We start from the raw sequence: 26,094 nt of genomic DNA, 5'->3' as shown, positions 1-26,094 counted from the left end.
GACAATGCGCGGCCGTCGCGCGGGGTGCGAATCCGGGTCGCCCGTGATAGGCTTCGGCAAAACGAGACAAGCAGACAGGCAGATGATCAGGTTTTTCCCATGCGTTGCGGCGCTGTGCCTCGCGACGGCCGGCGCTGCGCAGGATCTGGGCGGGCGGGCGCGTTACGAGGGTGGCGGCATCGTCGACGCACGGCGCGGCGCGGCGGACCTGACGCTCGACCTCAGCCAGGGGGTGCCCTGGCGCGCCTTCACCCTGGTCGATCCGCCCCGCCTCGTGCTCGACTTCCGCGAGGTCGACTGGACCGGGGCCGACGCCGCGGCGATGGACGGCTCCGAGGCCGTGGAGCGCCTGAACATGGGCCGCTACCGGCGCGGCTGGTCGCGCTTCGTTGCCCTGCTGGCCGGGCCGATGACCATAACCCGCGCCGGGATGACGGTCGACGATGCCACCGGGCGCGCCGTACTCGGCCTGCGCCTCGCCCCGGCGGGGGCGGCGGAGATGGCGGCGCAATCCGGCGTCCCGCACGATCCGCGCTGGGACCCGCCGCCGGCCAAGCTGATCGCGCCGCCGAGGAGCGCCGCCAACCCGCGCCCGCGCATCGTGCTCGATCCCGGTCACGGCGGCATCGACCCCGGCGCCGAGCGTGACGGCCATGACGAGGCCGACCTCATGCTGACCTTTGCGCGCGACCTGCGCGACGTGCTGCGCCGCGCGGGCTTCGACGTCGTGCTGACCCGCGACAGCGACGATTTCGTCTCGCTCGAGGGCCGCGTCGCCCTGGCGCACGAGGCGGGGGCGGATCTTTTCGTCTCCCTTCATGCGGATGCCATCGAGGAGGGCATCGCCCACGGCGCCACGGTCTACACCCTGGCGCCGGACGCCTCGGATGCCGCCTCCGAGGCTCTGGCCGAACGGCACGACCGCGACGACATCCTCGCCGGGCTCGACCTCAGCGGTGCCGACGACCGCGTGGCCGACGTGCTGCTGGATCTTGCCCGGCTCGACAACGCCCCCCGCAGCCGCGCCCTGGCCGAGCACCTTGTCGCGGGCATCCGCAATGCCGTCGGCACCGTGCACAAGCATCCGCTGCGCAGCGCGGGCTTTTCGGTTCTCAAGGCCGCCGACATCCCGTCGGTGCTGATCGAGGTCGGATTTCTGTCGACCGAAGCCGATCTCGCCCACCTTCAGGACCCGGCCTGGCGGGCGGGCATGGCGGCGGGAATCCGCGACGGGATCGAGGCCTGGGAAATCGAGGACGGCGCGCTGGAGCGCCTCCGGCGGCAATGACGCCCCGCTCCGGTCGCCACCGGCAAGCGCCCGCCCGCTTGCGGTCTTGTGTTTTGACCGTGGGCGGGACGCGGTATAAGGGGGACCACACTCTCATGGGGCATAGCGCGTGACTCGGTTCATCCTTTCTTTCTTCGGGGCCATCTTCAGCGTCATCACGCTGGGAGCGATGATGGTCGCGCTCAGCATCGGTGCCGTCTTCTGGATCTACGGCCGCGATCTGCCCAGCCACGAGAGCCTGGCCCAGTACACGCCGCCGACCATCAGCCGCATCTATTCGCGCGAGGGGCGGGTGATCGACGAATTCGCCCAGGAACGGCGGCTGTTCACGCCCGCCGACCAGATCCCCGACCTGGTGAAGGAGGCGTTCATCTCGGCCGAGGACAAGAATTTCTACCACCACCAGGGCTACGACATCCGCGGCATCATCGCCGCCGGGGTCGAAGCCGTGCGCACCCGCGGGCGCGACGTGCGCGGCGCCTCGACCATCACCCAGCAGGTGATGAAGAACTTCCTGCTGTCGGGCGACCGCAAGATCGAACGCAAGATCAAGGAAATCATCCTCGCCAACCGGCTCGAACAGACGCTGTCCAAGGACAAGATCCTCGAACTCTATCTGAACGAGATCTTCCTCGGGCAGAACGCCTATGGCGTGACCGCCGCGGCGCAGGTCTATTTCAACAAGTCGCTGTCGGAACTGGCCCCGCACGAGGCGGCGATGCTGGCCTCTCTGCCCAAGGCGCCGTCGGATTTCCACCCGGTGCGCCGCAAGGACCGCCTGACCCAGCGCCGCGACTTCGTGCTGCGCGAGATGCTCGAGAACGGCTATATCGACCAGGCGACCTTTGACTCCGAGGTCGCGCAGCCGCTGAAATCGGTCCAGAACGGCGATTACGAGCCCTATCAGAAAAGCCTGCCGCCGCGCGACTATTTCACTGACGAGATCCGCCGCCAGCTGACCCGGAATTTCGGCGAGGAGGAATTCTTTTCCGGCGGCCTCTCGGTGCGGGCGACCATCGACCCCGAGATGCAGGTCGAGGCGGCGCGCAGCCTGCGGCTGTCGCTCGAGCAATACGACCGCGGACTCGGCCGCTGGACCGGCACCGGCAAGACGATTTCCGAGGACAGGCTCGGCTCCGAAGCCGACTGGCGCGCGGCGCTGGCCGACGCGCCCGTGGCGCGCGACATCCTGCTCGAAAGCGAATGGTTCCCCGCCGTCGTGCTCGAAATCGGCGACCAGTCGATGCGGCTGGGGATCGAGGGCATCGCGACCGACGATCCGCGGGGCAACTCCGTGCCGCGCAAGGACATTTCCTGGATCAAGGGCGACTTTGCCGCGAATTTCAAGCGCGGGGACGTGGTCTTCGTGCGCGAGATGACCGACGACGGCAACGGCGCCTTCCTGCGCTGGACGCTGCGCCAGGTGCCGAAGGTGCAGGGCGCCTTCATGGCGATGGACGTGCATACCGGGCGGGTGATCGCCATGCAGGGCGGCTTTTCCTACCAGGATTCGGTGTTCAACCGGGCGACGCAGGCGATGCGCCAGCCGGGATCGTCCTTCAAGCCCTTCGTTTACGCGGCGGCGCTGGATTCGGGCTATGCACCCTCGACCATCATCATCGACGCCCCGATCGAGATCGACACGCCGCAGGGCGTGTGGCGGCCCAAGAACTCGTCGGAAAAGTACTACGGACCGACTCCGCTGCGCACCGGCATCGAACAGTCCCGCAACCTGATGACGATCCGCCTCGCGCAGGAGATCGGCATGGACACGGTGGGGCGCTATGCCGAAAAGTTCGGTGTTTACGACCATATGGGGCGCGTTCTTGCCAATGCGCTCGGGGCTGACGAGACGACGCTCTACAAGATGATCTCGGCCTATGCGATGTTCGCCAACGGCGGCGAGCGGGTCGAGCCGACGCTGGTCGACCGGGTGCAGGACCGCTACGGGCGCACCGTCTACAACCACGAGGCCGAGAAGGGCAACGAGCGGATCTGCTCCGATTGCGCGGACCCGAACCTGCCGCCGGGCAAGGGGCCGACCATCCGCAGCAACCGCGACCGGATCATGGATGCGGTGACGGCCTACCAGCTGACCTCGATGATGGAAGGCGTGGTCAAGCGCGGCACCGCGGCCGGCGTGGTCGATCTGCCCGTGCCCACCGCGGGCAAGACCGGCACGACCAACGACGCCAAGGACGTGTGGTTCATCGGCTTCACCTCGAACATCGTCGCCGGCTGCTACATCGGCTACGACACGCCGCGCCCGCTGGGGCGGCATGCCTATGGCGCGTCCATGTGCGGGCCGGTGTTCCAGCGCTTCATGACCAAGGCGGTGAAGAAATACGGCAGCGGCAAGTTCCGCGTGCCGGAGGCCTGCGAATTCATCAACATCGACCGCTTCTCGGGCGCGCGCCTGGGCGAGGGGGCATCGGGCGCCAACGTGGTGGCCGAGTGTTTCCGCCGCGGCGAGGAGCCGATGTTCGGCATCCAGCTTGATGGCGGCTGGGCGATGACCGGCAATTTCGAACTGATCCAGCCGGACGGTTCGAGCCGCGCGCGCGAGGTCACCACCTCGACCGGGCGCAAGGCCGTGGTCGGGCCGAAGGCGAGCTTCGGCACGCTGTCCTCGGGCGGGCTCTACTGAGCCCGACGCCGGGGCGGGGCGCGATGATCGACGAAGGACAGGGGGCGCTGCCCCCGTCGCCGCCTGCGCGGCGACTCCCCCGGGATATTTTCCGAACCGAAGAAGCCCCGGGCGGGGCGCGGGAGCGGGTCGCGCCGCTTGAAGGCGGGGGGGCGCTGGTTTATGTCCTTCGGATCACAGCACGATCCGAGAGAGCTTTCATGCGCGCCGATACCCAGAACACCATCGACAAGATCGAGAAATCGCTTGATCTGCTGCGCCAGCGGCTGGATTGGGACACCGCGCCGCACCGGCTCGAGGAATTCAACGCGCGGGTCGAGGATCCGAACCTCTGGAACGATCCGGAGGGGGCGCAGAAGCTCATGCGCGAGCGGCAGATGCTGGTCGACGCGATGGAGACCTTCACCTCGATCCGGCAGGAGCTGTCGGACAACATCGAGCTGATCGAGCTTGGCGAGATGGAGGAAGACGGCGAGGTCGTGGCCGAGGCCGAGGCGGCGCTGAAGGTGCTGTCCGAGAAGGCTGCCAAGAAGGAGCTCGAGGCGCTTCTGGACGGCGAGGCGGATGGCAACGACACCTTCCTGGAGATCAACGCGGGGGCCGGTGGCACCGAGAGCTGCGACTGGGCCAACATGCTGGCGCGGATGTATGTCCGCTGGGCCGAGCAGCACGGCTACGAGGTCGAGCTGCAGTCCGAGAACCCGGGCGAAGAGGCGGGCATCAAGTCCGCCGCCTACAAGATTTCCGGCCCCAACGCCTATGGCTGGCTGAAGTCCGAGAGCGGCGTGCACCGGCTGGTGCGGATTTCGCCCTATGACAGCGCGGCGCGGCGGCATACCTCCTTCAGTTCGGTCTGGGTCTACCCGGTGGTCGACGACAACATCGAGATCGAGGTGAAGCCCAACGACATCCGCATCGACACCTACCGGTCGTCGGGGGCCGGCGGGCAGCACGTGAACACCACGGATTCCGCCGTGCGGATCACCCATATTCCGACCAACATCGTGGTCACCTCGTCCGAGAAATCCCAGCACCAGAACCGCGACATCGCCATGAAGGCGCTGAAATCGCGGCTCTACCAGATGGAACTGGACCGCCGCAACGCCGAGATCAACGCCCAGCACGAAGCCAAGGGCGACGCGGGCTGGGGCAACCAGATCCGGTCCTACGTGCTGCAGCCCTACCAGATGGTGAAGGACCTGCGCACCGGCGTGGAGACCAGCGACAGCCAGGGCGTGCTGGACGGCGATCTCGACCCGTTCATGGCGGCGACGCTGGCGCTCAAGGTGTCCGGCAAGTCCCGCGCCGACGCGCAGGCGGACTGAACCGGCAGGTTTTCGTTGCGCTTTGCCCCCGGGCCCGGACAGGATACGATCCGGGAAGAGGCCACGGGGGGAGGGGCGGATGCAGCAGGTTCCGGCGCATGGCGCGCCAGATTTCGGAGAGGTCCGGGTCGACACGCTGAGGGAGGCGCTGCGGCGCGGCTTTCTCGACCTGCGCCGCGCCCCCGGCCTCGCGCTGGTCCTTGCCGGGTTCTACGTGCTCTGCGGGCTGGCGATGGCCCTTGTCACGCTGATGACCGGGCAGAGCTACTGGCTGGTGCTGGCCGCGATCGGCTTTCCGCTGCTCGGGCCCTTCGCGGCGGTCGGCTTCTACGAGATCTCGCGCCGGATCGGGGCGGGGCTGCCGTTGGACCGGCGGCGCATCCTCGGAGTCATCCTGGGCCAGTCGCGGCGCCAGTTGCCGTCGATCTGCGCCGTCATCGTCATCGTCTTCCTGTTCTGGTTCTTTCTCGGGCACATGATCTTTGCCCTGTTCCTCGGGCTGTCCGCGATGACCAACATCTCGTCCTCGCTGGCGGTCTACCTGACGCCGAACGGGCTCATGATGCTGGGGTTCGGCACGCTCGTCGGCGCGGCGTTCTCGGCACTGCTCTACATGATCACCGTGCTGGCGCTGCCGATGCTGCTGGACCGCGAGGTGGATTTCGTGACCGCGATGATCACCTCCTTCGGCTATGTCGCGGCCCATCCGCTGGTGATGTTCGGCTGGGGCGCCTTCATGGCCGCAGTGACGCTGCTGTCGATGATCCCCGGCTTTCTCGGGCTCTTCGTCAGCCTGCCGCTGCTCGGGCATGCCACCTGGCATCTCTATGATCTTCTGAAGATCCCGGAGGATGCGGCGGCGCCGGAACGGAGGGGGTCCGCCGTTCCGGCCTGAGGCTCAGACGAAGGGCTGGCCGACCCTGAGCTGCTGGCGGTGGAAGGGCACGAGCTGTTCCGCGGTGCGGTAGCCGGTGGTGCGCGCCGCGGCGAGGATCTTGCGCGTATCATGCCCGAGGTATTCGTAGACCAGCCGCGCGGCGCGGCGGCCGGAGGGGTTCTCCTGCATGGTGCGCACGGTGTAGCCGACCCAGAAGTTGTTGGCGAGCGCGGGCACGCGCGACAGGTAGTTGAACGAGGTCGTCACCGCGTCGCGGCGGCTGACGAGGGCGGCGATGCCTTCGACCTGGGGCATCACGATGCCGCGGAATTCGCGCGTCTGCTTGTCGGTCGGCATGTCGAGGATCGCCAGCGCCTCTTTCGGTTCGAAGCCGCGCAGGAAGGTATAGCCGTTGTCGCGGGTGATCTGCACCAGCCCGACGACAAAGCGGCTGTCGTCGGAAAAGGCGATGCGCGAGAAGCGGTAGAACCCGGTCGGGAAATCCTCTTCGTGCAGGCCGGTCATTCCGGCGCCGACGAAATCCGCGATGAACGGATGGCTCAGCAGATCGCGGGGCGATTGCTGGATATCGTCCACCGATTCCAGGAGGATGCGGGCATCCACGTTGAAGAAGGCACAGATCCGGTACAGGACGTCCGGGCGGGGAAAGCTTTCGCCGGCCAGATATCGGTTGAACTGTGTCCGATTTATTCCGAGATCGCGACAAAGTGCCGATACGGAGGCGGCATCGCGTCCCAATCGACGCAGATTCGCACCGAATACGCTGCGGAGTTCCGCAGGATTGGGTTTGGAGTTGGTGTGGCGCGTGTCGCTGGCCATGATCTTCCTTCAGAAATCACTGCTGGTCCAGACATAGAACCCCTCGGACTTCTCCGCGATCCTGTCACTTGGAAAACACTGACGCTAATTGGCAGCAGATGTGATGCGTATACGCACCAACTCTTACTTCAACAGCCACAAAATGCAATACAAAGTCACGTTTCTTCGCATGTGCGTGGACCCGTAAATGCGTCAATTTGGTGGGGAAGGGAACGTGAAGGGTGTGTCCATGTCACGAAGGATGTATGGGGTTGTGCTTTGGGCCGACTGCAGTGATCACAAGGCAGTGATCTGGTGCGAGGACCACGGGGATCTGGCCTATTATCACGACACCACGCCGAGCGCGCATGACGGCGTGGCGCTGGATGCGGGTGACCTGGTGGAATTCGATCTTTCCCAGGAAAAGGACCTGAGATACGCGCGCAATCCCGAAAGGATCGTGCGTCAGCAATATGCGGGAATCGCGCAGCGTCTGCGCAGTGCGTGCCGCGTGCCGCCGCGTATCACGCCGGTCCGCGAGAAATTGGGTCAGGTCGTGCCGTTCCGTCTTGTCGACAACGGCAATGATCCCAAGGAAGCGCTCCGCGCCTGACGCGGAACGCTTCGTTTCAGGAAAGTCAGGCGTGGCCGCGCGACAATGCGGCGACGCCGGTACGCGCCACCTGGTTCAGGCCGAGGGGGCGCATCAGGTCGGCGAAGGCGTCGATCTTTTCGGGCGCTCCGGTCAGCTGGAAGATGAAGCTGTCCAGCGTGCTGTCCACCACATTGGCGCGGAAGATGTCGGCGAGGCGCAGCGCCTCGACCCGCTTCTCGCCGGAGCCCGCCACCTTGAACAGCGCCAGTTCCCGTTCGACCGAGCTGCCCTCGGCGGTCAGGTCGTGGACGTCGTGCACGACGACGATGCGGCCGAGCTGGGCCTTGATCTGCTCGATCACCTGCGGCGTGCCCGTGGTGACGATGGTGATGCGCGACAGGTGGCCGGCGCGATCCACTTCGGCGACGGTGAGGCTGTCGATGTTGTAGCCGCGGCCCGAGAACAGGCCGATGACGCGGGCCAGCACGCCCGGTTCGTTTTCCACCAGCACCGTGATGGTATGGGTTTCCTGCACATCCGAGAAGGTGGGGCGCAGGTTGTAGGCCGAATGCTTGTTCGAGCCCTTCTTGATCTGTAGCGCAGACATGGCGTTTCTTCCTTCCTTTTCGGCCCGTATCGCGGCGTCTCGGCAGCGAGGGGCAGGGTCTCCGGCGGCTGTTCCGGGGCTAGATCTCGTAGCCGTAGCGGTCCGCCCAGGGGGCGAGAACGGGCAGGACCGGGTCCATATGTTTCCTGTAGTGCCGCCAGCGGTTTTCGGCGGAACGGTATAGCGCGCGCGTCACCTGGTCGTGGCTGGCGGTGCGGATCACCTTGCGGTTCCGCGCGGTGGCGCGGTGGTCGCGCATCCCTTCGTGCCAGTCGAGCCCGACCCGTTCCAGCACCGGGGTGAGCGCCGCCTGCACGTCGTCGATCACGCTCTCGTAGCGCACCTCCACCACGTCGAGGCCGAGCCGCTCGCGGCACGCCTCCCACAGCGTGAAGGCGCGGTCGTAGCTCTGCGCGGCCGTGGCGAGGTCGAGAAAGGTGTCGTTGGCGGGGTTGCTCGCGAAGGACTGCATGAAGCAGCTCAGCACGCAGTCGCAGGGATGGCGCAGCGCGAGGATGAAGCGCGCGCCGGGAAAGTGCCGCGCGATGACGGCGGCCTGCAGCATGTTGAACGGCAGGCGGTCGACGGCGCGGCGCCCGCCGAGCGGGGCGTCGAGATCGGCCTCGTATAGCGCGCGATAGGCGGCGCGGCGCGCGGCCCGCGCCTCGGGGGCAAGCGCGGCGAGGTCGGCGGCCTCCTGTCCCGGTCGGATGCCGCGCCCGAGGCTGCGGTCGACGAAGGGGCGCTCCTCGGTGACGGCGCATGCGCCGTGGCTGCGCAGCAGGGTGTCGAGCAGCGTCGTGCCGGACCGGGGAAACCCGACCAGGAACACCGGCGTCCAGCCGTCGTCCGGCTCCGGTGCCCAGCCGCCCCGGGGCAGGTCGCCGATCCCGGCCAGCCGGGCCTCGATCTGCGCGGGAAAGGGGTTGTCGCCGCCCGCGGTGAGGCTGACGCGCGCCTGGCGGGCGTTCATCTCGGCAAAGGCGGCAAAGGCGTCGTCGTACCGGCCGAGCGCGTCGAGCGCCCTGGCCCGGGTCGCGGCGGCGGTCGCCCGCGTTTCGGGGGCGAGGCCGTCGAGGTCGACGCCGTCCAGCAGCGCCAGCGCCGCTTCGGGATCGCCCCGGCGCGCCAGCAGGCCCGCACGGTGGATGGTCAGGAACCGGTCGCCGGGGCAGCGGGTCTCTGCCTCCGCCAGCGCGGTGTCGAGATCGTCGAGACGGTTCAGCAGCGCCAGCGCCCGGCACAGCGCGTCGTGGGCCAGCGGGTTGGCGGGATCGAGTTCGGCGGCCCGGCGCAGGTGGGTTTCCGCCTCGGACACCTGTTCGAGGTCGAAATGCGCGTGCCCCAGCGCCATGCGGACCGCGGGCAGGTCCGGCGCGACGTCGAAGCCGGCAAGCGCGGCTTGCAGGGCGGCATCGAACTGAAGGGTGTGGCGCAGGATCATGGCGGTGTTCACGTAGCTGTCGGGCAGGGCGGGGTCGCAGCGGATGGCATGGTCGAGGACGCGCAGCGCCTCGTTCGGTCGGGACTGGTGGCGCAGCGCAAGGGCCAGGGCATTGGCCATGTCGCCGAGCAAGGGCTGGCGGCCGAGCAGCGGGGCGGCAAGTTCGGCCACCCGCCGCCACTGACCGGCATGAACGGCCTCGGTCACCGCCTGCCGGATCGCCCGGTCCTCGGCGCCGAGACGGGGCCGGGGCCGGGCGTCGGGGCCGAGCCCCGCCAGCAGGCGCCGCGCCTCGCGGTGGCCGCTTTCGCGGTAGAGCACCTGCCGGAGCAGGGCCCCGGCCTCGGCCCGCCTGCCGCCCGAGAGCAGCGCGCGGGCACGGGACACGGCCTGCGCCGGGCTCGGCGCACGCGAGCGTGCCGTCGTGTCAGACAAGCACCGCACCCTTTCCGGCGATGGCATTCGTCGCCTTGGAGTCGCCCAGCAGCATCTTGTTGTGCGGCTCGCCCGAGGGGATCATCGGGAAGCAGTTCTCGTGCTTTTCCACCAGGCAGTCGAAGATCACCGGGCCGTCGTAGTTGATCATCTCCATGATCGCGTCGTCCAGATCGGCGGGGTCGCTGCATTTCAGGCCCTTGGCACCGAAGGCTTCGGCCAGCTTGACGAAATCGGGCAGGGCCTCGGACCAGGATTGCGAATAGCGCTCCCCGTGCAGAAGCTGCTGCCACTGGCGCACCATCCCGAGCCGTTCGTTGTTCAGGATGAACTGCTTGACCGGCGTGCGGTACTGCACCGCGGTGCCCATCTCCTGCATGTTCATCAGCCAGGAGGCTTCGCCCGCGACGTTGATGACCAGCGCCTCGGGATGGGCGACCTGCACCCCTATGGAGGCCGGGAAGCCGTAGCCCATGGTGCCGAGCCCGCCGGAGGTCATCCAGCGGTTCGGGTCCTCGAAGCCGAGGAACTGCGCCGCCCACATCTGGTGCTGGCCGACCTCGGTGGTGATGTAGCGGTCCATGCCCTTGGTCAGCGCCTCGAGCCGTTCGAGCGCGTATTGCGGCTTGATGACGGTTTCCGAGGTCTTGTAGGTCAGGCACTTGACCGCGCGCCATTCGTCGATCTGGCGCCACCACTTGGCCAGCGCCTCGCGGTTGACCTTTCGGCCGCGCGCCTTCCAGACCTTCAGCACGTCCTCGAGAACATGGCCGACGTCGCCGACGATGGGCAGATCCGCCTTGATGACCTTGTTGATCGACGAGGGGTCGATGTCGATATGCGCCTTGCGCGAGCGCGGCGAAAAGGCATCGAGCCGCCCGGTGATCCGGTCGTCGAAGCGTGCCCCGATGTTGATCATCAGGTCGCAGCCGTGCATGGCGAGGTTGGCCTCGTAGAGCCCGTGCATCCCCAGCATGCCCAGCCAGGCCTTGCCCGAGGCCGGATAGGCCCCGAGTCCCATCAGCGTCGAGGTGATGGGAAAGCCCGTGGCCTCGACCAGTTCGCGCAGAAGCTGGCTTGCCGCCGGACCGGAGTTGATGACCCCGCCGCCGGTGTAGAACACCGGCTTCTCGGCGGTTTCGATCGCCTCGACGAGCTGGGTGATCGTCTCCATGTCGCCCTTGACCTGCGGCTGGTAGTGGCCGACCGGCGCCTTGGGGCGGGGCGTGTAGTCGCCGCTGGCGAACTGCACGTCCTTGGGGATGTCGACCAGCACCGGACCGGGCCGGCCCGCCGTCGCGACGTGGAACGCCTGATGGATGACCGAACTCAGCTTGTCGGTGTCCTTGACCAGCCAGTTGTGCTTGGTGCAGGGCCGGGTGATGCCGACGGTATCGGCCTCCTGGAAGGCGTCGGAGCCGATCATGAAGGTCGGAACCTGCCCCGAGAGCACGACGACCGGGATCGAATCCATCAGCGCATCGGTGAGACCGGTGACCGCGTTGGTCGCGCCGGGTCCCGAGGTGACGAGCGCGACACCGGGCTTGCCGGTCGAGCGGGCATAGCCTTCGGCGGCATGAAGCGCGGCCTGTTCATGCCTCACGAGGATGTGGCGGATCTCGTTCTGCTGAAAGATCTCGTCGTAAATCGGTAGAACCGCACCGCCGGGATAGCCGAATACCGTGTCCACACCCTGATCTATCAAGGCCTGAACCACCATCTTCGCGCCTGTCATCTGACGTGTCATCGCGTGTCTCCGTTTACGCCGTCGTTCATTTTGTTTTCGCGCACAAAAAAGCCCCCGAGGATGTCGGGGGCGCATGGGGGACCAATATGGTTCCGGTTACCGGCCCATGCGCCATTTTCCTACGATAATTACCAGTCGTGCCACCGTGGGGGACTCCGTTTGCGTGCCCGGCGGACATTATGGGCTGGGGAACGGGGCGTCAACCTCCGAGCGTCGAAAAAAGTTGTCCGGCGGGGGTAAAAAAATTGCCGTTTATTGCTTCGGGGTGGGTTCTGAGGACATTTTCTGAAATCCGGGGCGCTTTCCGGGCGCCCTACCGCGCACGATCCCCTGCGCACGTTCCCGCCGACGGGGCGGGGTGCGGACCGCTATGCTGCGGAAAAGCCGGTGTTTTCGGGGAGGGCGCGGCGCGACGGCGCGTCTGGCGCGCGATTCTGTCGCGGAAAAGGGGGCGGGTGGCCCTGCACGCGCGGTCGCGGCGCCGGGCGCTCACGCCGGTGCGCGCGGCAACGTGACTTGCGTGAAACATGGTCCGGGCGCATTCTGAACCGGAAGGTTCATTTTCACCGCCGGAGAGTTCCGATGTCCCTCAGCCGTCCGCCCCGCGATTTCACCATGACGAAGGCCGTTGCGCTGGTCGGGCTGATCGCGCTGACGCAGCTTCTGGGATCGTGGCAGGCGGCAAGGGGCGACGAGGCTTCGGGAGCTGTGACGGTGCCGCGCGTGCTCCCGGCCTTCTTCACCGGCGCGCACGAGGGCGTCGCCGCCCCCGGTCCGCTGGTCTGAACCCGCGTCTCAGGACAGGCCGCTGCCCTGCAACACCCCGTGCTCCAGCGCGTAGCGGGTCAGACCCGCGGTCGAGCTGATGCCGAGCTTGCGCTTGATGTTCTTGCGGTGGGTTTCGACCGTGCGGACGGAGATATCCAGGATCTGCGCCACTTCCTTGTTCGACCTGCCCTGCGCGAGTTGCAGCAGGATGGTCTGCTCGCGGTTGGTGAGCTGTTCGCGCCCGCCCGACAGGATCGGCCGCAGCGCGCCCTCGGCACCGTTGCAGAGGTAGCGCTCGCCGCGCATCACCGTGTCGATGGCGCGCTTGATCTCGTCGGTCGGCACGTCCTTGAGGACATAGCCCCGCGCGCCGTGGCTCAGCGCGGAGGAGATGTATTCCGGGGAATCGTGCATCGACAGCATGATGATCCGCGTCGCGGGGCGTCTTTCCAGGATCATTTCGGTCGCCGACAGCCCGCCGATCCCCGGCATGTTGAGATCCATCATGATGACGTCGGGCGACAGGGTGTCGAGCTGGTCGATCATCTCCTGTCCGTCCGACAGGGTCGCCAGCACGTCGATGTCGTCATATCCCTCGAGTATGGCCTCGATGCCCTCGGCGACCAGCGGGTGGTCGTCGACCACGACGACTCGGGTGGGGCTGTCTGTCATGCGCGGACTTTCGGGGTCTGGTCGCCCCCCGGTTCGGGCGGCAGGAGGTGGGTCAGGGGGATCTGGGCTTCGATAACGGTGCCGGAGCGCGACGACAAGATGCGCAGCGCCCCGCCGAGCTGGTCCATGCGCTCCTGCATGTTGCGCAGGCCGATGCCGGGGTGGGCGGTGCGGCGGCTCTCGTCCAGCCCCCGGCCGTTGTCGCTGATGCGCAGCGTCGCGCCGCGGCGGTGTCCGCGCAGGTCCATGGCGACCTCGGTCGCGCCGGCGTGGCGTTCGACATTGGTCAGCGCCTCTTGCGCGATGCGGTAGAGCGCGATCCGCCCCTCCTGGTCGATGCGGTTGCGGAACACCACGGTGTCGAACTGGGTCTCGATGCCGGTCCGCTGGCGGAAATCGTCGGTCAGCGCCTTCAGCGCCGGGCCGAGGCCGAGGTCGTCCAGCACGCCGGGGCGCAGATCGCGGCTGATGCGCCGCACCTCCTGGATCGCGCCGGACAGGTTCTCGAGTCCGCGGTCGAGGGTTTCGGCCGCGCGTGCATCGCCCTGCGACACCCGCCGCCGCGCCACGTCGAGCGCGTATTTCACCCCCACGAGGATCTGGCTGATGCCGTCGTGCAATTCGCGCGCGACGCGGCCGCGTTCCTCCTCCTGGGCGTCGAACACCCGCTGGGTGAGCTCCTTGAGCTTGGCATCCGCCAGCCTGCGTTCGCGCAGGTTCATCATCAGTCCCGACAGGAAGACCACCAGCAGCGCGGTCAGGGCGATGGCGCCGATATAGAAGAAGGTCCGCCGCACCCGCACCTGCACCTCGGCCCGCGAGGCGGCGACGGTGGCGAGGATGTCGTCGATCCAGACGCCGGTGCCCACCGCCCATTGCCAGTCCTGGAAGCCCATCACGAAGGTGATCATCTCGGCCTCCTCGCCGGTCGAGGGCTTGGGCCAGAGATAGCTGTGATAGCCCGACCCCTGGCGCGCGATCTCGATCAGGCGGTCGGTGACCGGCGTGCCCTCGCTGTCGGTCATCCCGGCCCAGTTGCGGCCGATCAGCTCGGTCCGGCGGGGCGAGACGAGGTTGTTGCCGTCGTAATCGTAGACGAAGAAGGAGCCGTCCTCGCCGTAGATCATCGCCGCGAGGATCTGCGCCACCACGGTCTTGGCGGCCTCGTCGTCGGGCGCGGCAACCCCGTATATGAAATAGAAGCCGTTGCGCGCCTGGGTGACGTAATTGCGCAATTCGTCCTTCTTGGTCTCGATCAGCCGGGTTTCGAGATCGCGGATCTCGCGTTCGGCCATGGCGCGGGACTGGTAGGCCACCAGAAAGGCGATGGCCGCCGTGGCCACGATCAGCGGGACCGAGGCCAGAACAAAGAGTTTCTGTCCGTAGCTGAGGCGCAATCTGGCGAAATGTCGGGTCATGAAGCTCCGGCGGCGATTCGGCGGCATTGAAGCATGTCCCATCCCCCCGGCCAAAGCCAATGGCCGGACTGCCGCTGCGGAAATCGCCCGCGAGGGGGTCATTTTCGTGCGTTTATCAGGGGCATTGGGTATTTTATTGCGCAGGATCCGGGAATAGGGTGGCCCCACTTCACGATCCGCGACGGCTGTGGGAGCGGTCGGCGCAACAATACCATGGGAGGATTACATGGATCGTCGTTCCTTTCTGAGGGCCACCACCGTCGGTGGGGCCACTGCTGCCGCGTCTGCCTTGGCAGCACCGGCCTATGCGCAGGGCAAGCGCACCCTGACGCTGGTCACCACCTGGGGCCGCGGCCTCGCCGGGGTGCATGACAGCGCGCAGTACTGTGCCGACCAGATCACCGCGGCCACCGATGGCGCGCTGACCGTCGAGCTGAAGGCAGCCGGCGAACTCGTCGGGGCCTTCGAGGTGTTCGACGCCGTGTCCGCCGGTCAGGCCGACATGTATCACGGCGTGGATTACTACTTCCTCGGCCAGCACCCGGCGCTGTCGTTCTTCAGCCAGGTGCCCTTCGGCATGACCTTCATGGAATATGCCAACTGGATCTACCACGAGGGCGGCCAGGACCTGTCCGACGAGCTCTACTCGATCTTCGGCCTCAAGGCCTTCCCGGCCGGCAACACCGGCCCGCAGTCCGGCGGCTGGTTCTCGAAGGAGATCAACAGCCCCGAGGACTTCCAGGGCCTCAAGTTCCGGATGCCGGGGCAGGGTGGCCAGGTGCTCGGCAAGCTCGGCGCATCGGTCCAGAACCTTCCGGGCGGCGAAGTGTACCAGGCGCTGTCCTCCGGCGCGATCGACGGCACCGAGTGGATCGGTCCCTGGGCGGACGAGAAGGCCGGTTTCCAGGAAATCACCAAGACCTACTACACCGGCGGTTTCCACGAGCCGGGGCCGAACCTGAACCTGACCATGAACCTCGAAGTGTTCGAGAGCCTGGACCCGGTGCAGCAGAAGATCGTCGAGCAGGTGACCCGCGCGTCCAACCTCTGGACCATGTCGCTGTTCATGGCCAACAACTCGGCCGCGCTGCAGCGTCTGCAGTCCTCGGGCGTCAAGCTGATGGAATTCCCCGACGCGGTCTGGGATGCCTTCGGCGCCGCCGCCAAGGAAGTCATCGAAGAGCCGATGGGCGACGAGCTCTACAAGAAGTGCTACGACAGCTACATGGCCTCGATGGAATCCTCGGCAACCTGGATCGCCCGGTCCGAAGGCACCTTCACCGCACAGCGCAACCGCGTGATGGGTCTCTGATCCGGCACGCACGACACCCGAAGGCCCCCGCGATGCGCGCGGGGCCTTCCACGGTTTTCCGGCCCGGCGCCTGACGCCGGGCCGGGGACCGGACCAGACAACAGGAAAGCGGCGGGGGCCATGGAAGAGAACACGTCCGGCGGCATGGGCGCCCTGGAGGCGATCGGCAGCGGTATCTGGTGGCTGATCCAGAACATCGGCCTCTCGTTCTACAATCTCGTTTACGCGGTGACGCATCCCGCGCTCTGGCTCGACTGGAGCGACAAGGAAGCGATCATGCGCTTCGTCTACTACGGCGGCTCGCGCGAGCTGTTCTTCGTCGTCTTCACCACCTTCCTCGTGCTGACCGCCATCGGCCTGTGGAAGAACAACGTGATGTGGGCGATGGTGCGCGGGCTCGAAGGCTTTGCCAACACCGCCGGGCGCATCGCCGCCTGGGCGGGCCTGCTCATGGTGTTGCAGCAGGTCGTCATCATCTTCATCCAGCGGGTCTTTGCCCGGCCCGACATGAGCTTCGGCTTCGGCGTCCCGCTGACCTTCGACATGTCCTGGTGGTCCGAGGAACTGAAGCTCTACAACGCCATCGTCGTGGTCTTCTGCCTGGCCTGGACCTTCGTGCAGGGCGGCCACGTGCGGGTCGACCTGCTGTATTCCCCGGCCAGATACCACACCAAGAAGGTCATCGACATGGTCGGTTCGCTGATCTTCATGCTGCCGATGGCGACGCTGATCTGGCTCTATGCCTGGTTCTTCCTGTGGCGCCACCTGATCGTGCCGAACCCCTCGGCCTCGGAATCGCTCGACCGTCTGCTGAACAAGTCCCGTGCGCTGCGCTGGAACGTCGAGACCATCGGCTTCAGCCCGAACGGCTTCACCGCCTATTTCCTCTTCAAGATCCTGATCGTCATCGTCTGCGGCATGATCTTCCTCCAAGGCGTCAGCTTCTTCTGGCGCTCCTACCTGGAATGGAAGGAAGGGCCGGAGAGCGAAGGCAAGTATCATGATCGCGACGTGGTCGAGACGGGCGAAGAAGCCTACGACCACGCAGAATTCTGAAGGAACACCAAGCCATGCTATTCGGACTTGATGGCGTCGAGATCGGACTGGTCATCGTCTTTCTCGCGCTCTTTTCCGCGATCCTGTCGGGCTTTCCGGTGGCCTTTGCCATCGGCGGCGCCGGGGTCATCTCCTTCGGGATCATCGCGGCGCTCGATTCCGCCGGGCTGCTGGTCCATCAGGCGATCGACACCGGCTCCGAGGCCTACAACGCCCTGAAGGCGAGCGGCATCCGCGAGGATGCGATCTCGATCTTCCGATACCCGGACCTGCCGCGGCTGGCCCAGCCGGTGTTCGCCCAGGGCTGGGAAACCGCCCTCGACCGGAACGTGTCGTTCATCGTCAACCGCATCAACGAGCGGGTGATCGCTGGGCAGAGCATCGAGACGCTGCTCGCCGTGCTGATGTTCGTGATGATGGGCATCGTGCTGGAGCGGTCCAAGATCGCCAACGACCTGCTGACCACCATGGCGCGGGTCTTCGGCCCGCTGCCGGGCGGCCTTGCCGTGTCGATCGTGGTGGTGGGGGCCTTCCTTGCCGCCTCGACAGGGATCGTCGGCGCGACGGTGGTGACGATGGGTCTGCTGGCGCTGCCGACCATGCTGCGCAACAACTATTCGCCGGAACTGGCGACCGGGGTCATCGCGGCCTCGGGGACGCTGGGGCAGATCATCCCGCCGTCCATCGTGATCGTGCTCCTCGGCACGCTTGCGGGCGACCTCTACGCCGCCGCGCAGGAGGATCGCGCCCAGCTTGCCGGTTGTACCGACGCGCTGACCCTGCTGGGCGAACCGGCGGTGGTGTCGGTCGGCACGCTGTTCCAGGCGGCGATGCTGCCGGGCATCCTGCTGGCGGTGCTCTATGCCGCCTATGCCTTCGGCTTCGCGATGTTCAACCCGAGCAAGGCGCCGCCGGTGCAGCTCGGGGAAACCACGGGCGAACCCGTGACCCGCGGCGAGGCGCTAACCTGGTATCTCTTCGTGCCGATCCTGCTGATCGTCGCCACCATCGGCGCGGCGGAAGTCGGCGTCGTCGGCTCGCAGTCGATCCGGGTCGACCGCTTCACCGATGCCGGTCAGTCGGCCAGCCTGCGCACCAACGTCTCGGCCGAATGCCAGGCCTCGATGATCGACCTCCACGGCCAACGGGCCTGGGACCGTGCGGTGGCCGAGCAGAAGGCCATCGACGAGGCCGGCGGCGTGGTCCAGAGCCACCAGCTCAACGACGAGGAACTGGTCGAGGCCCGCGCCCTCAAGGAGGCCAACGCCGCCCCCATCGGCATCGGCATCGCGGTGATCGCGGTGATCCTCGGCATCGTGCTGGCCGCGGCGCGGGGCGTGTCGCCCTCGTCCGACCCGCGACCGCTGCTGATCGGTGCGGGCGGGCTGGTGCTCGGGCTGCTGGTCGACGCGTTCCTGATCGCGCCCTCGACCTCGCCGCTGGTGACCGTGATCCTGATGCTGATCCCCTGGGGCATCGCGCTCTGGGGTGCGGGCATCGCGGCGAAACGGCTCTCGGCCAACGATCTCATCCGCGTGGTCTTTCCGCCGCTGGTGCTGATCGTCGCGGTCCTGGGCTCGATCCTCGGCGGGATCACCAACCCGACCCCGGCGGCGGCGCTGGGTGCGGCAGGGGCGATCATGCTCGCCGCGTTCCGCAAGCTCGGCGAAGACGGACGGTCCCCGCGGATCATCCTCTGGGCGACCTTCGCGACGGTCATCATGATTCTCATGGGGATCAACTTCGACCTGCGCATCACCTCGGAGCGTGTCAGCGCCGAGACCTGGATCGCCTTCATGCTGGCCCATGCCGCCTATCTCTTCGCGCTGTTCGGGCTGCTCTATGCCTGCTGGGTGCTGCTGAAGGCCGGGGTGCTGTCGCCCGCCGTGCGGGAGACGGCCAAGGTGACGAGCATGGTGTTCACCATTCTCATCGCCTCGCAGCTTCTGAACCTCGTGGTGATCTCCTTCGGCGGGGAACACTACATCCAGGATTTCCTGAAAAGCTTCGATGACGAGCACAAGGTCTTCCTGATCGTGATGCTGGTGCTCTTCGTGCTGGGCTTCGTTCTGGACTTCCTCGAGATCATCTACATCGTGGTGCCCATCGTCGGCCCGGTGATCTACGGCGGTTCCTTCGATCCCAAGTGGGTGACCATCATGATCGCGGTGAACCTGCAGACCTCGTTCCTGACCCCGCCCTTCGGCTTCGCGCTGTTCTACCTGCGCGGTGTCGCCCCGGCGAGCGTCACGACAGGCCATATCTACCGCGGCGTGATCCCCTTCGTGCTGATCCAGATCTTCGGTCTGGGGATCCTGTGGTTCCTGCCTGGTATCGTTACCATCGTCCCGGACCTGATCCCGAACTGATCGCGGATCGACGGAAATGAAAGGAGCGGGCCCGCCGGGTCCGCTCCTTTTTCGTTTCCGGGGGCTGGTGCGCGGGCAGGGGAGTGGCAAGCCCGCCGGCGTGGCCGATCATCGCCCGCAGGGCAGGGCCGGACAGGACAGGGCAGGACACAGGGCTGGGCGCGGGCCATTCCCCTGCGCCAAGCGGTAGCGACGCGCGGGCACAGCCCGTCAGGGCCGCGCTGGCCCGTCCGCCGGGTCGGCGATGGTCGAAAGCTATTCGGTGTCGGTCCCGCGCAGCGCGAGGATCGCGAGGATGCCGATCAGTGCCAGGCCAGACACCGCGATGTTGAGCGGGCTGGAATTGGCCACGATGATCGCGATCAGCGCCCAGATCACCGTGATCCCGTAAAGCGGCGCGCGGTGCAGGCGGTATTGCACCACCAGCGAGATCGCCAGCGCCAGGACCAGCGCCACCAGCGCGGCGGGTGTTTCCGGCAGCCAGCCGTAGCCGCCCAGCATCAGGCCGACCGAAACGCAGGAGGCCGCCGTCAGCCAGCCCGCATAGACCGCGACGGGGGCCTGCTGGAACCAGCGGTCCATGTCGCCGACCCGGAACAGCGCCAGCAGCGCGGCGCCCAACATCAGCCAGATGAGGACCGTGGCGGCGACGGGCGAAATCTGCGCCACCGGCAGCCAGGAGGCCCCCACCACCAGCGACAGCAGCAAGGGCGGGCGATGGGCCTGCCAGTCGCCGTCGTCGCTGCGCTTCAGCAGGCCGAAGATCGCGCCGACGATCAGCCACAGGTAGATCAGCCCCCAGATCGAAAAGGCATAGCCCGCGGGCTGCACCGCCGGTTCGACCTGCGGCACCGGAAAGGCCTGCGGGTCGAACCCGCCGAACCCGGGCACCAGGAGGGGAGAGGCGGCAAAGGCCGTCGCCGCGAGAAGCACCGCTATCGCCCAGAGCGCCTTCATGTCAGATCAGTTCCCCATCCGCGGTGAGCGTGGTCCTGCCCCCCATCCAGGGGTGCAACGCATCGGGCAGCACGACGGATCCATCCGCCTGCTGGCCATTTTCAAGCACCGCGATCAGGCAGCGCCCGACCGCAAGGCCCGAGCCGTTGAGCGTGTGCACGTATTCCGGCTTTCCGCCCTCGGAGGGCTTGAACCGCGCGTTCATCCGGCGGGCCTGGAAATCGCCGCAGACCGATACCGAGCTGATCTCGCGGTAGGCGTTCTGACCGGGCAGCCAGACCTCGATGTCGTGGGTCCGGCGCGCGCCGAAACCCATGTCGCCGGTGCAGAGCACGACGGTCCGGTAGGCCAGCCCGAGCCGTTCCAGGATGCCCTGCGCGCAGCCGGTCATCCGGTCGAGCTCCTCGCGGGAGCTGTCGGGGTGGGTGATCGAGACCATCTCGACCTTTTCGAACTGGTGCTGGCGCAGCATCCCCGCCGTGTCGCGCCCGGCGCTGCCCGCCTCGGAGCGGAAACATTGCGTATGCGCCACGTAGCGGCGGGGCAGGCTATCCTGCTCGACGGTCAGCCCGTTCACGATGTTGGTCAGCGTCACCTCTGCGGTGGGCACCAGCCACCAACCGTTGGTGGTCTGGTAGCTGTCCTCGCCGAACTTCGGAAGCTGCCCGGTGCCGAGCATCATCTCCTCGCGCACGAGAACCGGGGTCCAGGTCTCGGTCAGGCCGTTGTCGGTGACGTGGGTGTCCAGCATGAACTGCGCCAGCGCCCGGTGGATGCGCGCGACCGCGCCCTGCAGCACGACGAAGCGCGCGCCGGAGAGCTTGGCGGCGGTTTCGAAGTCCATGCCCCGGCGCACGCCGTCGAGCTGGTAGTGCTCCTTCGGCGCGAAATCGAAGCTGGCGGGCGTGCCCCAGCGGTGGATCTCGACATTGTCGGCCTCGTCCGCGCCCTCGGGCGTGTCGTCGTAGGGCAGGTTCGGCACACCCATCAGAAGCTCGGTCAGCCGGGCGTCCAGTTCCTTGGCCCTGCCCTGCATCTCGGCGACCTCGGCCTTCTTCTCGGCGACCAGCGCGCGCAGGCGTTCGAACTCCGCCTCGTCGCCGGAGGCCTTGGCGCGGCCGACCTCCTTGGAGGCCTTGTTCTGTTCGGCCTGCGCGGTCTCGGCGGCGTGGATGGCGCCCCGCCGCGCCTCGTCGAGTTCGAGAACGGACGACGACAGCGCCTCCGCACCGCGGCGAGACAGCGCCGCATCGAAGGCGGCGGGGTTGTCGCGGATGGCGCGGATATCGTGCATCGTCCTGATCCTTGCTTTTGGTACGATTCGAGCGCGTTATGCCCGGTTTCGCGCCGCGTGTGTAGGGGCAGGCCTCAGTCGAGGTGGCCGCGGAGCCATTCGTCCACCGGCACGGCAAGGGCGCCGCCCGCGATGCTGGCACTGACGACCCCCGCCACGGCCCAGCCCCCGGACGTCCCGACCAGCAGCGGAGAGCCGGAATTCCCGTTCCGCACCGGGCAGTTCACCCGCACCATGCCCTGCACCGGCCCGCCCGTGCAGTCGAACCGCGCGCGCAGCCGGTTGGGGTGGGTGTTCTGATAGCCGACGATGCCGAACGGACCGCCGGAGGTTTCGCCCGGCGTGACCAGCGGCAGCGGCGGAACGCTCAGCGGGCGGTCGAGGGTGAGAAGCGCCATGTCATGGGTGAAATCGAGGCTGAGGGTGGTGTAGGCGGCGGGGTGGACCTCGAACGCCTCGACCCCGGCCTCCCCGGCGTACTCCCCCCCGAGCCAGCCCGCGACGAAATGCAGCCGCGCGGCATTGACCGGCAGACCGTCCTTGCCTGCAACGCAATGGGCGGCGGTCAGCACCAGCGCGGGTGCGATCAGCGTGCCGGTGCAGGTGGCCCGGCTGCTGTAGCCCCCGGTATTCACCCGCCCCACTGCCTGCCAGTCGGCGTGCTCCCCGAGCGGCATCGCGGGCATGTCCTGCGCGGCGGCGGGGAAGGTAGAGAGTAGGAGGGCGAGCGCACGCAGGATCATTGCGGGTCGTCCGGGTCCATGCCGATGGAGCGCTGCCAGGCGCGCCATGCCTCCTTGAATTCCTTTGCTGTCCGTTTTTCATGTGCCCAATGGGCCGGGCGATCCAGTTCGGGAACCGGGACCGATCCATCGGCGAAGATGTCCGGCCAGAACGGCCTCAATTGTTTTGCCGTGAGATCATCCACGTATCGCAGCGAGGCACCTCGAAGCGTCGCGTCGCTGAGGTCTGTCAATTCGTCCAACCGCGCCCCCCGGAGGTCCGCTCCCTGCAATCGCACGCACCAAAGGTCCGCCCCCTGCAACTGCGCCCACCCGAGGTACGCCCCCTCCAACCGCGCCTGCCCGAGGTGTGCCCCCTGCAACTGCGCGCCCCCGAGGTGTGCCCCCTGCAACTGCGCCGATCCGAAATTTGCCCCGTCCAACCGCGCCCCACCGAGGTACGCCCCCTGCAACTGCGCCGATCCGAAATCTGCCCCGTCCAACCGCGCCCCACCGAGGTACGCCCCCTGCAACTGCGCCTCGGCGAGGTGCGCTTTGCGAAAATCCAGTCCGGACAGATCGAACCCCTGAAGGTTTGTCTTCCGCAGGTCGATGGGGAGGGTATTTTCCGCAAGTCCGCAGGTTTTTGTCAGGCGCCCGAGTGTTTGCGCGGCGTTCTGCATGTCGGATCGGGCAGGCTCCAATGTCTGCGCCCAATCTCTCAGGGCCTCGGTATAGGCTTCGTCCGGCGACACGCCCAGCGTCTGCAGCGCCTCTTCTTCCGTCATAGGGGCCGAGTCGTCGGAGGGGTGCATCAGATCCAGCACATCAATCCGGACATACCGTTTCGCCGGATGCTCCCGCGACAATTCGCGCAGATAGACGCTCAGAAGCCGGGCGACCCGTTCAGCCGTGGCCTTGTCCGGCGCGGTTTCGCTGCGTTCTCGCACCAGACCTTCGAGCCGGTCGATGGCGGCATTGCGGCGGGCCACGTCATCTTCCCATCCGTTGAACGGGGCCTTGTCGTCCAGGACATATTTCGTAACCTGCCGCTGGGCGTGTAGGTCCGCCGCCGCCTCGGTGATCTTCTGGTTGAACAGCGCCTCCCTCGCGGTCTCGTTGCTTTCACGGGTGAGGCGCAGGCGGTTCAGCGTCAACGGCAGCGCGACGACCGCGCCCAGAACACCGGCGAGCGCGGCCATCTGGGCCAGCCGGAAGCGGAAATCCCATTTTTCGCTGGCGGCCTCACCGGACAGCCCGCTCAGGAAGCGGCTGACGGGAGAGGGCGCGTGTTCGGCCATGGGGTGCCAGAGCACGTCGAGGACGAGGGCCAGCAGCCCGTAGAACAACACCGCGGCCAACACCCCCCAGGCAATCGCGGCGATGAGGAACACGCCAGGAGAAACGTCGTCGAGCCCCAGTTGCCGCTGCACCCGGCCCTTGCCGCGCGGGTGCGGGCCGCCCGACAGCAGGGCGTAGACAAGGAGGGTCGCCAGCGCCAGCCCGACAAGGGTGACGACCCCGCCGACCATCCGCGGCGGAAACGGCAGTGTGACGATCGTTTCCATGACCCCGGCCCCTCGTTACCCGGTGGACAGCTTAGGCGGGGCGTGACGGGACGGCAATCTGGCGTGAACGCTCGCATCAGGGGCTCCGCGCGCCTTGCATCGCGGGACGTTCCCACATAGGTATCGCCCAAATTTTGCGGGGGTGTCCCGCCATCTGACAAGGAGCCCGCCCATGGAAGGCAGCGCAATCGCACAGTTCGTCCCCCTGATCCTGATCTTCGCGATCATGTATTTCCTGCTGATCCGTCCGCAGCAGAAGAAGGTCAAGGAGCACCAGAAGATGGTGAGCGCGCTGCGTCGGGGCGACCAGGTGGTCACGCAGGGCGGCCTGATCGGCAAGGTCTCCAAGGTCAAGGAGAACAACGAGGTCGAGGTCGAGCTGGCCGAGGGCGTCAAGGTTCGCGTGGTGCAGAACACCATCGCGCAGGTGATCTCCAAGACCGAACCCGCCGCCGAGAGCTGATCCACTCCCGACCGACCCAGACCAAGCAGCCGCAAGGGCGCTCCGTTCATGCTTCAGATCGACCTCTGGAAACGCGTCCTCATCTGGGCGCTGGTTGTCGCGGGCCTCGTGCTGGCGTCTCCGAACCTGTTCTACTCGCGGGTCGAACAGCATAACGACGCCGTGAAGGCGATCGAGGCATCGGGCGCGACGCCCGAGCGCGAGGCGCAGGCCGCGGCCTGGCCGTCCTGGATGCCGTCGAACCTGGTGAACCTCGGGCTCGACCTGCGGGGCGGGGCGCATCTGCTGGCCGAGGTCAAGGTCGCCGATGTCTACAAGGCGCGGATGGATGCGCTCTGGCCCGACCTGCGCGACGTGCTGCGCCCCGAACGCGAGACCGTGGGCACCGTGCGCCTGCAACCCTCGCAGCCGGGCGAGCTTCGGGTGCGGATCTCCAACCCCGAGGGCATGACCCGCGCGCTGGAACTGGTGCGGGGGCTGGCGCAGCCGGTGGTGTCGCTCACCGGGGCCGGAACCTCCGACATCGAGGTCGCGGGGCAGGGCAGCGATATCGTCGTGACCCTGTCGGAGGCCGAACAGCGCGCCACCGACGAACGCACGATGCAGCAGTCGCTGGAGATCATCCGCCGCCGCATCGACGAGGTCGGCACCCGCGAACCGACGATCCAGCGCCAGGGCACCGACCGCATCCTGATCCAGGTGCCGGGCGTCGGCTCGGCCGCCGAACTCAAGGACATCATCGGCACCACGGCGCAACTGACCTTCCAGCCGGTGGTGAGCCGGACCTCGGACGCCGAAACCTCGGCCGGGGTCGGCAACGAGGTCCTGCCCTCGCTCGACGAGCAGGGGACCTACTACGTGCTGGAAACCGCCCCCGTCGTGACCGGCGAGGAACTGGTGGACGCCCAGCCGTCGTTCGACCAGAACGGCCGCCCGGCGGTCAGCTTCCGGTTCAACCCGTCGGGTGCGCGCAAGTTCGGCGACTACACCGCCGCCAACATCGGCAACCCCTTCGCCATCGTGCTGGACGAGGAGGTCATTTCGGCCCCGGTGATCCAGTCGCACATCGCCGGCGGATCGGGCATCATCACCGGCAACTTCACCGTGGAGGAGGCGACGAACCTCGCCGTGCTGCTGCGCGCCGGGGCCCTGCCCGCGGGGATGGATTTCCTCGAAGAGCGGACCATCGGTCCGGAACTGGGGCAGGACAGCATCGAGGCCGGCAAGCTGGCGACCGGCGTCGCCTTCGCGCTGGTGCTGGCCTTCATGTTCTTCACCTACGGGCTGTTCGGGGTCTTTGCCAACGTGGCGCTGATCCTCAACATCGGGCTGATGTTCGGAATGCTGTCGCTCATCGGCGCGACGCTGACCCTGCCGGGGATCGCGGGCATCGTGCTGACGGTCGGCATGGCGGTCGACGCCAACGTGCTGATCTTCGAACGCATCCGCGAGGAACTGAAGACGGCGCGCGGCCCGGCCCGAGCCATCGAGCTCGGCTACGAAAAGGCGCTTTCGGCCATCGTGGACGCCAACCTCACCACCATCATCACGGCGGTCATCCTCTATGTCATGGGCTCCGGTCCCGTGCGCGGATTCGCCATCACGCTCGGCCTCGGCATCGTGACATCGGTCTTCACCGCGATCTGGGTGACGCGGCTGATGATCGTGATCTGGTTCGAACGCCGCCGCCCCAGAACGATCGAGGTCTAAC

The 26,094-nt window shown here is 67.1% G+C and carries 21 protein-coding genes and 1 pseudogene; 11 read left to right on the top strand and 11 right to left on the bottom strand.

The window, feature by feature from the left end; translation table 11 throughout:
- Positions 1–82 precede the first annotated feature (82 nt).
- The 4 genes from ACN0RJ_RS17630 to ACN0RJ_RS17615 all read left to right on the top strand — a co-directional run bounded on the left by ACN0RJ_RS17630 (position 83) and on the right by ACN0RJ_RS17615 (position 6,155).
- On the top strand, positions 83–1,288 hold the full coding sequence (locus tag ACN0RJ_RS17630) for an N-acetylmuramoyl-L-alanine amidase (RefSeq protein WP_417721466.1): 1,206 nt from the start codon (positions 83–85) through the stop codon (positions 1,286–1,288).
- Between the two features lie 109 nt (positions 1,289–1,397).
- Positions 1,398–3,935 (top strand): penicillin-binding protein 1A, encoded by a 2,538-nt coding sequence (locus ACN0RJ_RS17625; protein ID WP_417721467.1) that lies wholly within the window; start codon positions 1,398–1,400, stop codon positions 3,933–3,935.
- Between the two features lie 200 nt (positions 3,936–4,135).
- Entirely contained in the window at positions 4,136–5,260 is a 1,125-nt protein-coding gene (prfB, locus tag ACN0RJ_RS17620) for a peptide chain release factor 2 (RefSeq protein WP_417721468.1), read from the top strand.
- A 79-nt stretch (positions 5,261–5,339) separates the two neighbouring features.
- Entirely contained in the window at positions 5,340–6,155 is an 816-nt protein-coding gene (locus ACN0RJ_RS17615) for a DUF2189 domain-containing protein (protein ID WP_417725064.1), read from the top strand.
- A gap of 3 nt (positions 6,156–6,158) precedes the next feature.
- Here ACN0RJ_RS17615 and ACN0RJ_RS17610 read toward each other — a convergent pair whose 3' ends face one another.
- Both ACN0RJ_RS17610 and ACN0RJ_RS17605 read right to left on the bottom strand, forming a co-directional pair.
- The gene (locus tag ACN0RJ_RS17610) at positions 6,159–6,761 is read right to left on the bottom strand and encodes an XRE family transcriptional regulator (RefSeq protein WP_417721521.1); all 603 of its coding nucleotides are present in this window, start codon (positions 6,759–6,761) and stop codon (positions 6,159–6,161) included.
- A gap of 6 nt (positions 6,762–6,767) precedes the next feature.
- Positions 6,768–6,977, bottom strand: a pseudogene (locus ACN0RJ_RS17605) (helix-turn-helix domain-containing protein); the annotation flags it as partial.
- 253 nt (positions 6,978–7,230) lie between these two features.
- Here ACN0RJ_RS17605 and ACN0RJ_RS17600 point away from each other — a divergent pair.
- Positions 7,231–7,569 carry a hypothetical protein gene (locus tag ACN0RJ_RS17600; RefSeq protein ID WP_417721470.1) on the top strand — a complete coding sequence of 113 codons (339 nt, stop codon included), beginning with the start codon at positions 7,231–7,233 and terminating at the stop codon, positions 7,567–7,569.
- 25 nt (positions 7,570–7,594) lie between these two features.
- Here ACN0RJ_RS17600 and ilvN read toward each other — a convergent pair whose 3' ends face one another.
- From ilvN to ACN0RJ_RS17585, 3 genes are all read right to left on the bottom strand, one after another.
- Positions 7,595–8,158, bottom strand: a complete 564-nt coding sequence (gene ilvN, locus ACN0RJ_RS17595) for an acetolactate synthase small subunit (RefSeq protein WP_417721471.1) — start codon at positions 8,156–8,158, stop codon at positions 7,595–7,597.
- A gap of 79 nt (positions 8,159–8,237) precedes the next feature.
- Positions 8,238–10,037, bottom strand: a complete 1,800-nt coding sequence (locus ACN0RJ_RS17590; RefSeq protein ID WP_417725063.1) for a sulfotransferase — start codon at positions 10,035–10,037, stop codon at positions 8,238–8,240.
- Positions 10,030–11,784, bottom strand: coding sequence for an acetolactate synthase 3 large subunit (locus ACN0RJ_RS17585; RefSeq protein WP_417721473.1), 1,755 nt, complete (start codon positions 11,782–11,784; stop codon positions 10,030–10,032). Before ACN0RJ_RS17585 ends, ACN0RJ_RS17590 begins: the two co-directional genes overlap by 8 nt.
- Positions 11,785–12,366: 582 nt before the next feature.
- Between ACN0RJ_RS17585 and ACN0RJ_RS17580 the strand changes: the two genes are divergently transcribed.
- Positions 12,367–12,570: a hypothetical protein gene (locus tag ACN0RJ_RS17580; protein WP_417721474.1), complete on the top strand. Its 204-nt coding sequence runs from the start codon at positions 12,367–12,369 to the stop codon at positions 12,568–12,570.
- A gap of 9 nt (positions 12,571–12,579) precedes the next feature.
- On the opposite strand, the gene ACN0RJ_RS17575 is transcribed toward ACN0RJ_RS17580, so the two are convergent.
- Both ACN0RJ_RS17575 and ACN0RJ_RS17570 read right to left on the bottom strand, forming a co-directional pair.
- A complete protein-coding gene (locus ACN0RJ_RS17575; RefSeq protein ID WP_417721475.1) occupies positions 12,580–13,224 on the bottom strand; it encodes a response regulator transcription factor in 645 nt (214 codons plus the stop codon).
- The gene (locus ACN0RJ_RS17570; protein WP_417725062.1) at positions 13,221–14,642 is read right to left on the bottom strand and encodes a cache domain-containing protein; all 1,422 of its coding nucleotides are present in this window, start codon (positions 14,640–14,642) and stop codon (positions 13,221–13,223) included. Before ACN0RJ_RS17570 ends, ACN0RJ_RS17575 begins: the two co-directional genes overlap by 4 nt.
- A 226-nt stretch (positions 14,643–14,868) precedes the next feature.
- On the opposite strand from ACN0RJ_RS17570, the gene ACN0RJ_RS17565 reads away from it, so the two are divergent.
- From ACN0RJ_RS17565 to ACN0RJ_RS17555, 3 genes are all read left to right on the top strand, one after another.
- Positions 14,869–15,954 carry a TRAP transporter substrate-binding protein gene (locus ACN0RJ_RS17565; protein WP_417721477.1) on the top strand — a complete coding sequence of 362 codons (1,086 nt, stop codon included), beginning with the start codon at positions 14,869–14,871 and terminating at the stop codon, positions 15,952–15,954.
- A 120-nt stretch (positions 15,955–16,074) separates the two neighbouring features.
- Positions 16,075–17,010 carry a TRAP transporter small permease subunit gene (locus ACN0RJ_RS17560; RefSeq protein ID WP_417721478.1) on the top strand — a complete coding sequence of 312 codons (936 nt, stop codon included), beginning with the start codon at positions 16,075–16,077 and terminating at the stop codon, positions 17,008–17,010.
- Positions 17,011–17,024: 14 nt separating this feature from the next.
- A complete protein-coding gene (locus ACN0RJ_RS17555) occupies positions 17,025–19,379 on the top strand; it encodes a TRAP transporter large permease (protein WP_417725061.1) in 2,355 nt (784 codons plus the stop codon).
- 255 nt (positions 19,380–19,634) lie between these two features.
- On the opposite strand, the gene ACN0RJ_RS17550 is transcribed toward ACN0RJ_RS17555, so the two are convergent.
- The 4 genes from ACN0RJ_RS17550 to ACN0RJ_RS17535 form a co-directional block, all read right to left on the bottom strand.
- Positions 19,635–20,336 (bottom strand): hypothetical protein, encoded by a 702-nt coding sequence (locus ACN0RJ_RS17550; protein WP_417721480.1) that lies wholly within the window; start codon positions 20,334–20,336, stop codon positions 19,635–19,637.
- A 1-nt stretch (position 20,337) separates the two neighbouring features.
- Positions 20,338–21,630 (bottom strand): serine--tRNA ligase, encoded by a 1,293-nt coding sequence (serS, locus tag ACN0RJ_RS17545; protein ID WP_417725060.1) that lies wholly within the window; start codon positions 21,628–21,630, stop codon positions 20,338–20,340.
- A 74-nt stretch (positions 21,631–21,704) separates the two neighbouring features.
- A complete protein-coding gene (locus tag ACN0RJ_RS17540) occupies positions 21,705–22,373 on the bottom strand; it encodes a trypsin-like serine peptidase (protein ID WP_417725059.1) in 669 nt (222 codons plus the stop codon).
- Positions 22,370–23,920 (bottom strand): pentapeptide repeat-containing protein, encoded by a 1,551-nt coding sequence (locus ACN0RJ_RS17535; RefSeq protein ID WP_417725058.1) that lies wholly within the window; start codon positions 23,918–23,920, stop codon positions 22,370–22,372. The genes ACN0RJ_RS17540 and ACN0RJ_RS17535 overlap by 4 nt, the downstream gene beginning before the upstream one ends.
- A gap of 172 nt (positions 23,921–24,092) precedes the next feature.
- Here ACN0RJ_RS17535 and yajC point away from each other — a divergent pair, with 172 nt between their 5' ends.
- Both yajC and secD read left to right on the top strand, forming a co-directional pair.
- The gene (gene yajC, locus ACN0RJ_RS17530; protein ID WP_417721484.1) at positions 24,093–24,383 is read left to right on the top strand and encodes a preprotein translocase subunit YajC; all 291 of its coding nucleotides are present in this window, start codon (positions 24,093–24,095) and stop codon (positions 24,381–24,383) included.
- A 48-nt stretch (positions 24,384–24,431) separates the two neighbouring features.
- Positions 24,432–26,093: a protein translocase subunit SecD gene (gene secD / locus ACN0RJ_RS17525; RefSeq protein ID WP_417725057.1), complete on the top strand. Its 1,662-nt coding sequence runs from the start codon at positions 24,432–24,434 to the stop codon at positions 26,091–26,093.
- Position 26,094: the final 1 nt, after the last annotated feature.

The organism is Salipiger sp. (genome assembly GCF_048261495.1).
Classification (GTDB): domain Bacteria; phylum Pseudomonadota; class Alphaproteobacteria; order Rhodobacterales; family Rhodobacteraceae; genus Salipiger.
This window is presented reverse-complemented; position numbering and strand designations above follow the sequence as displayed.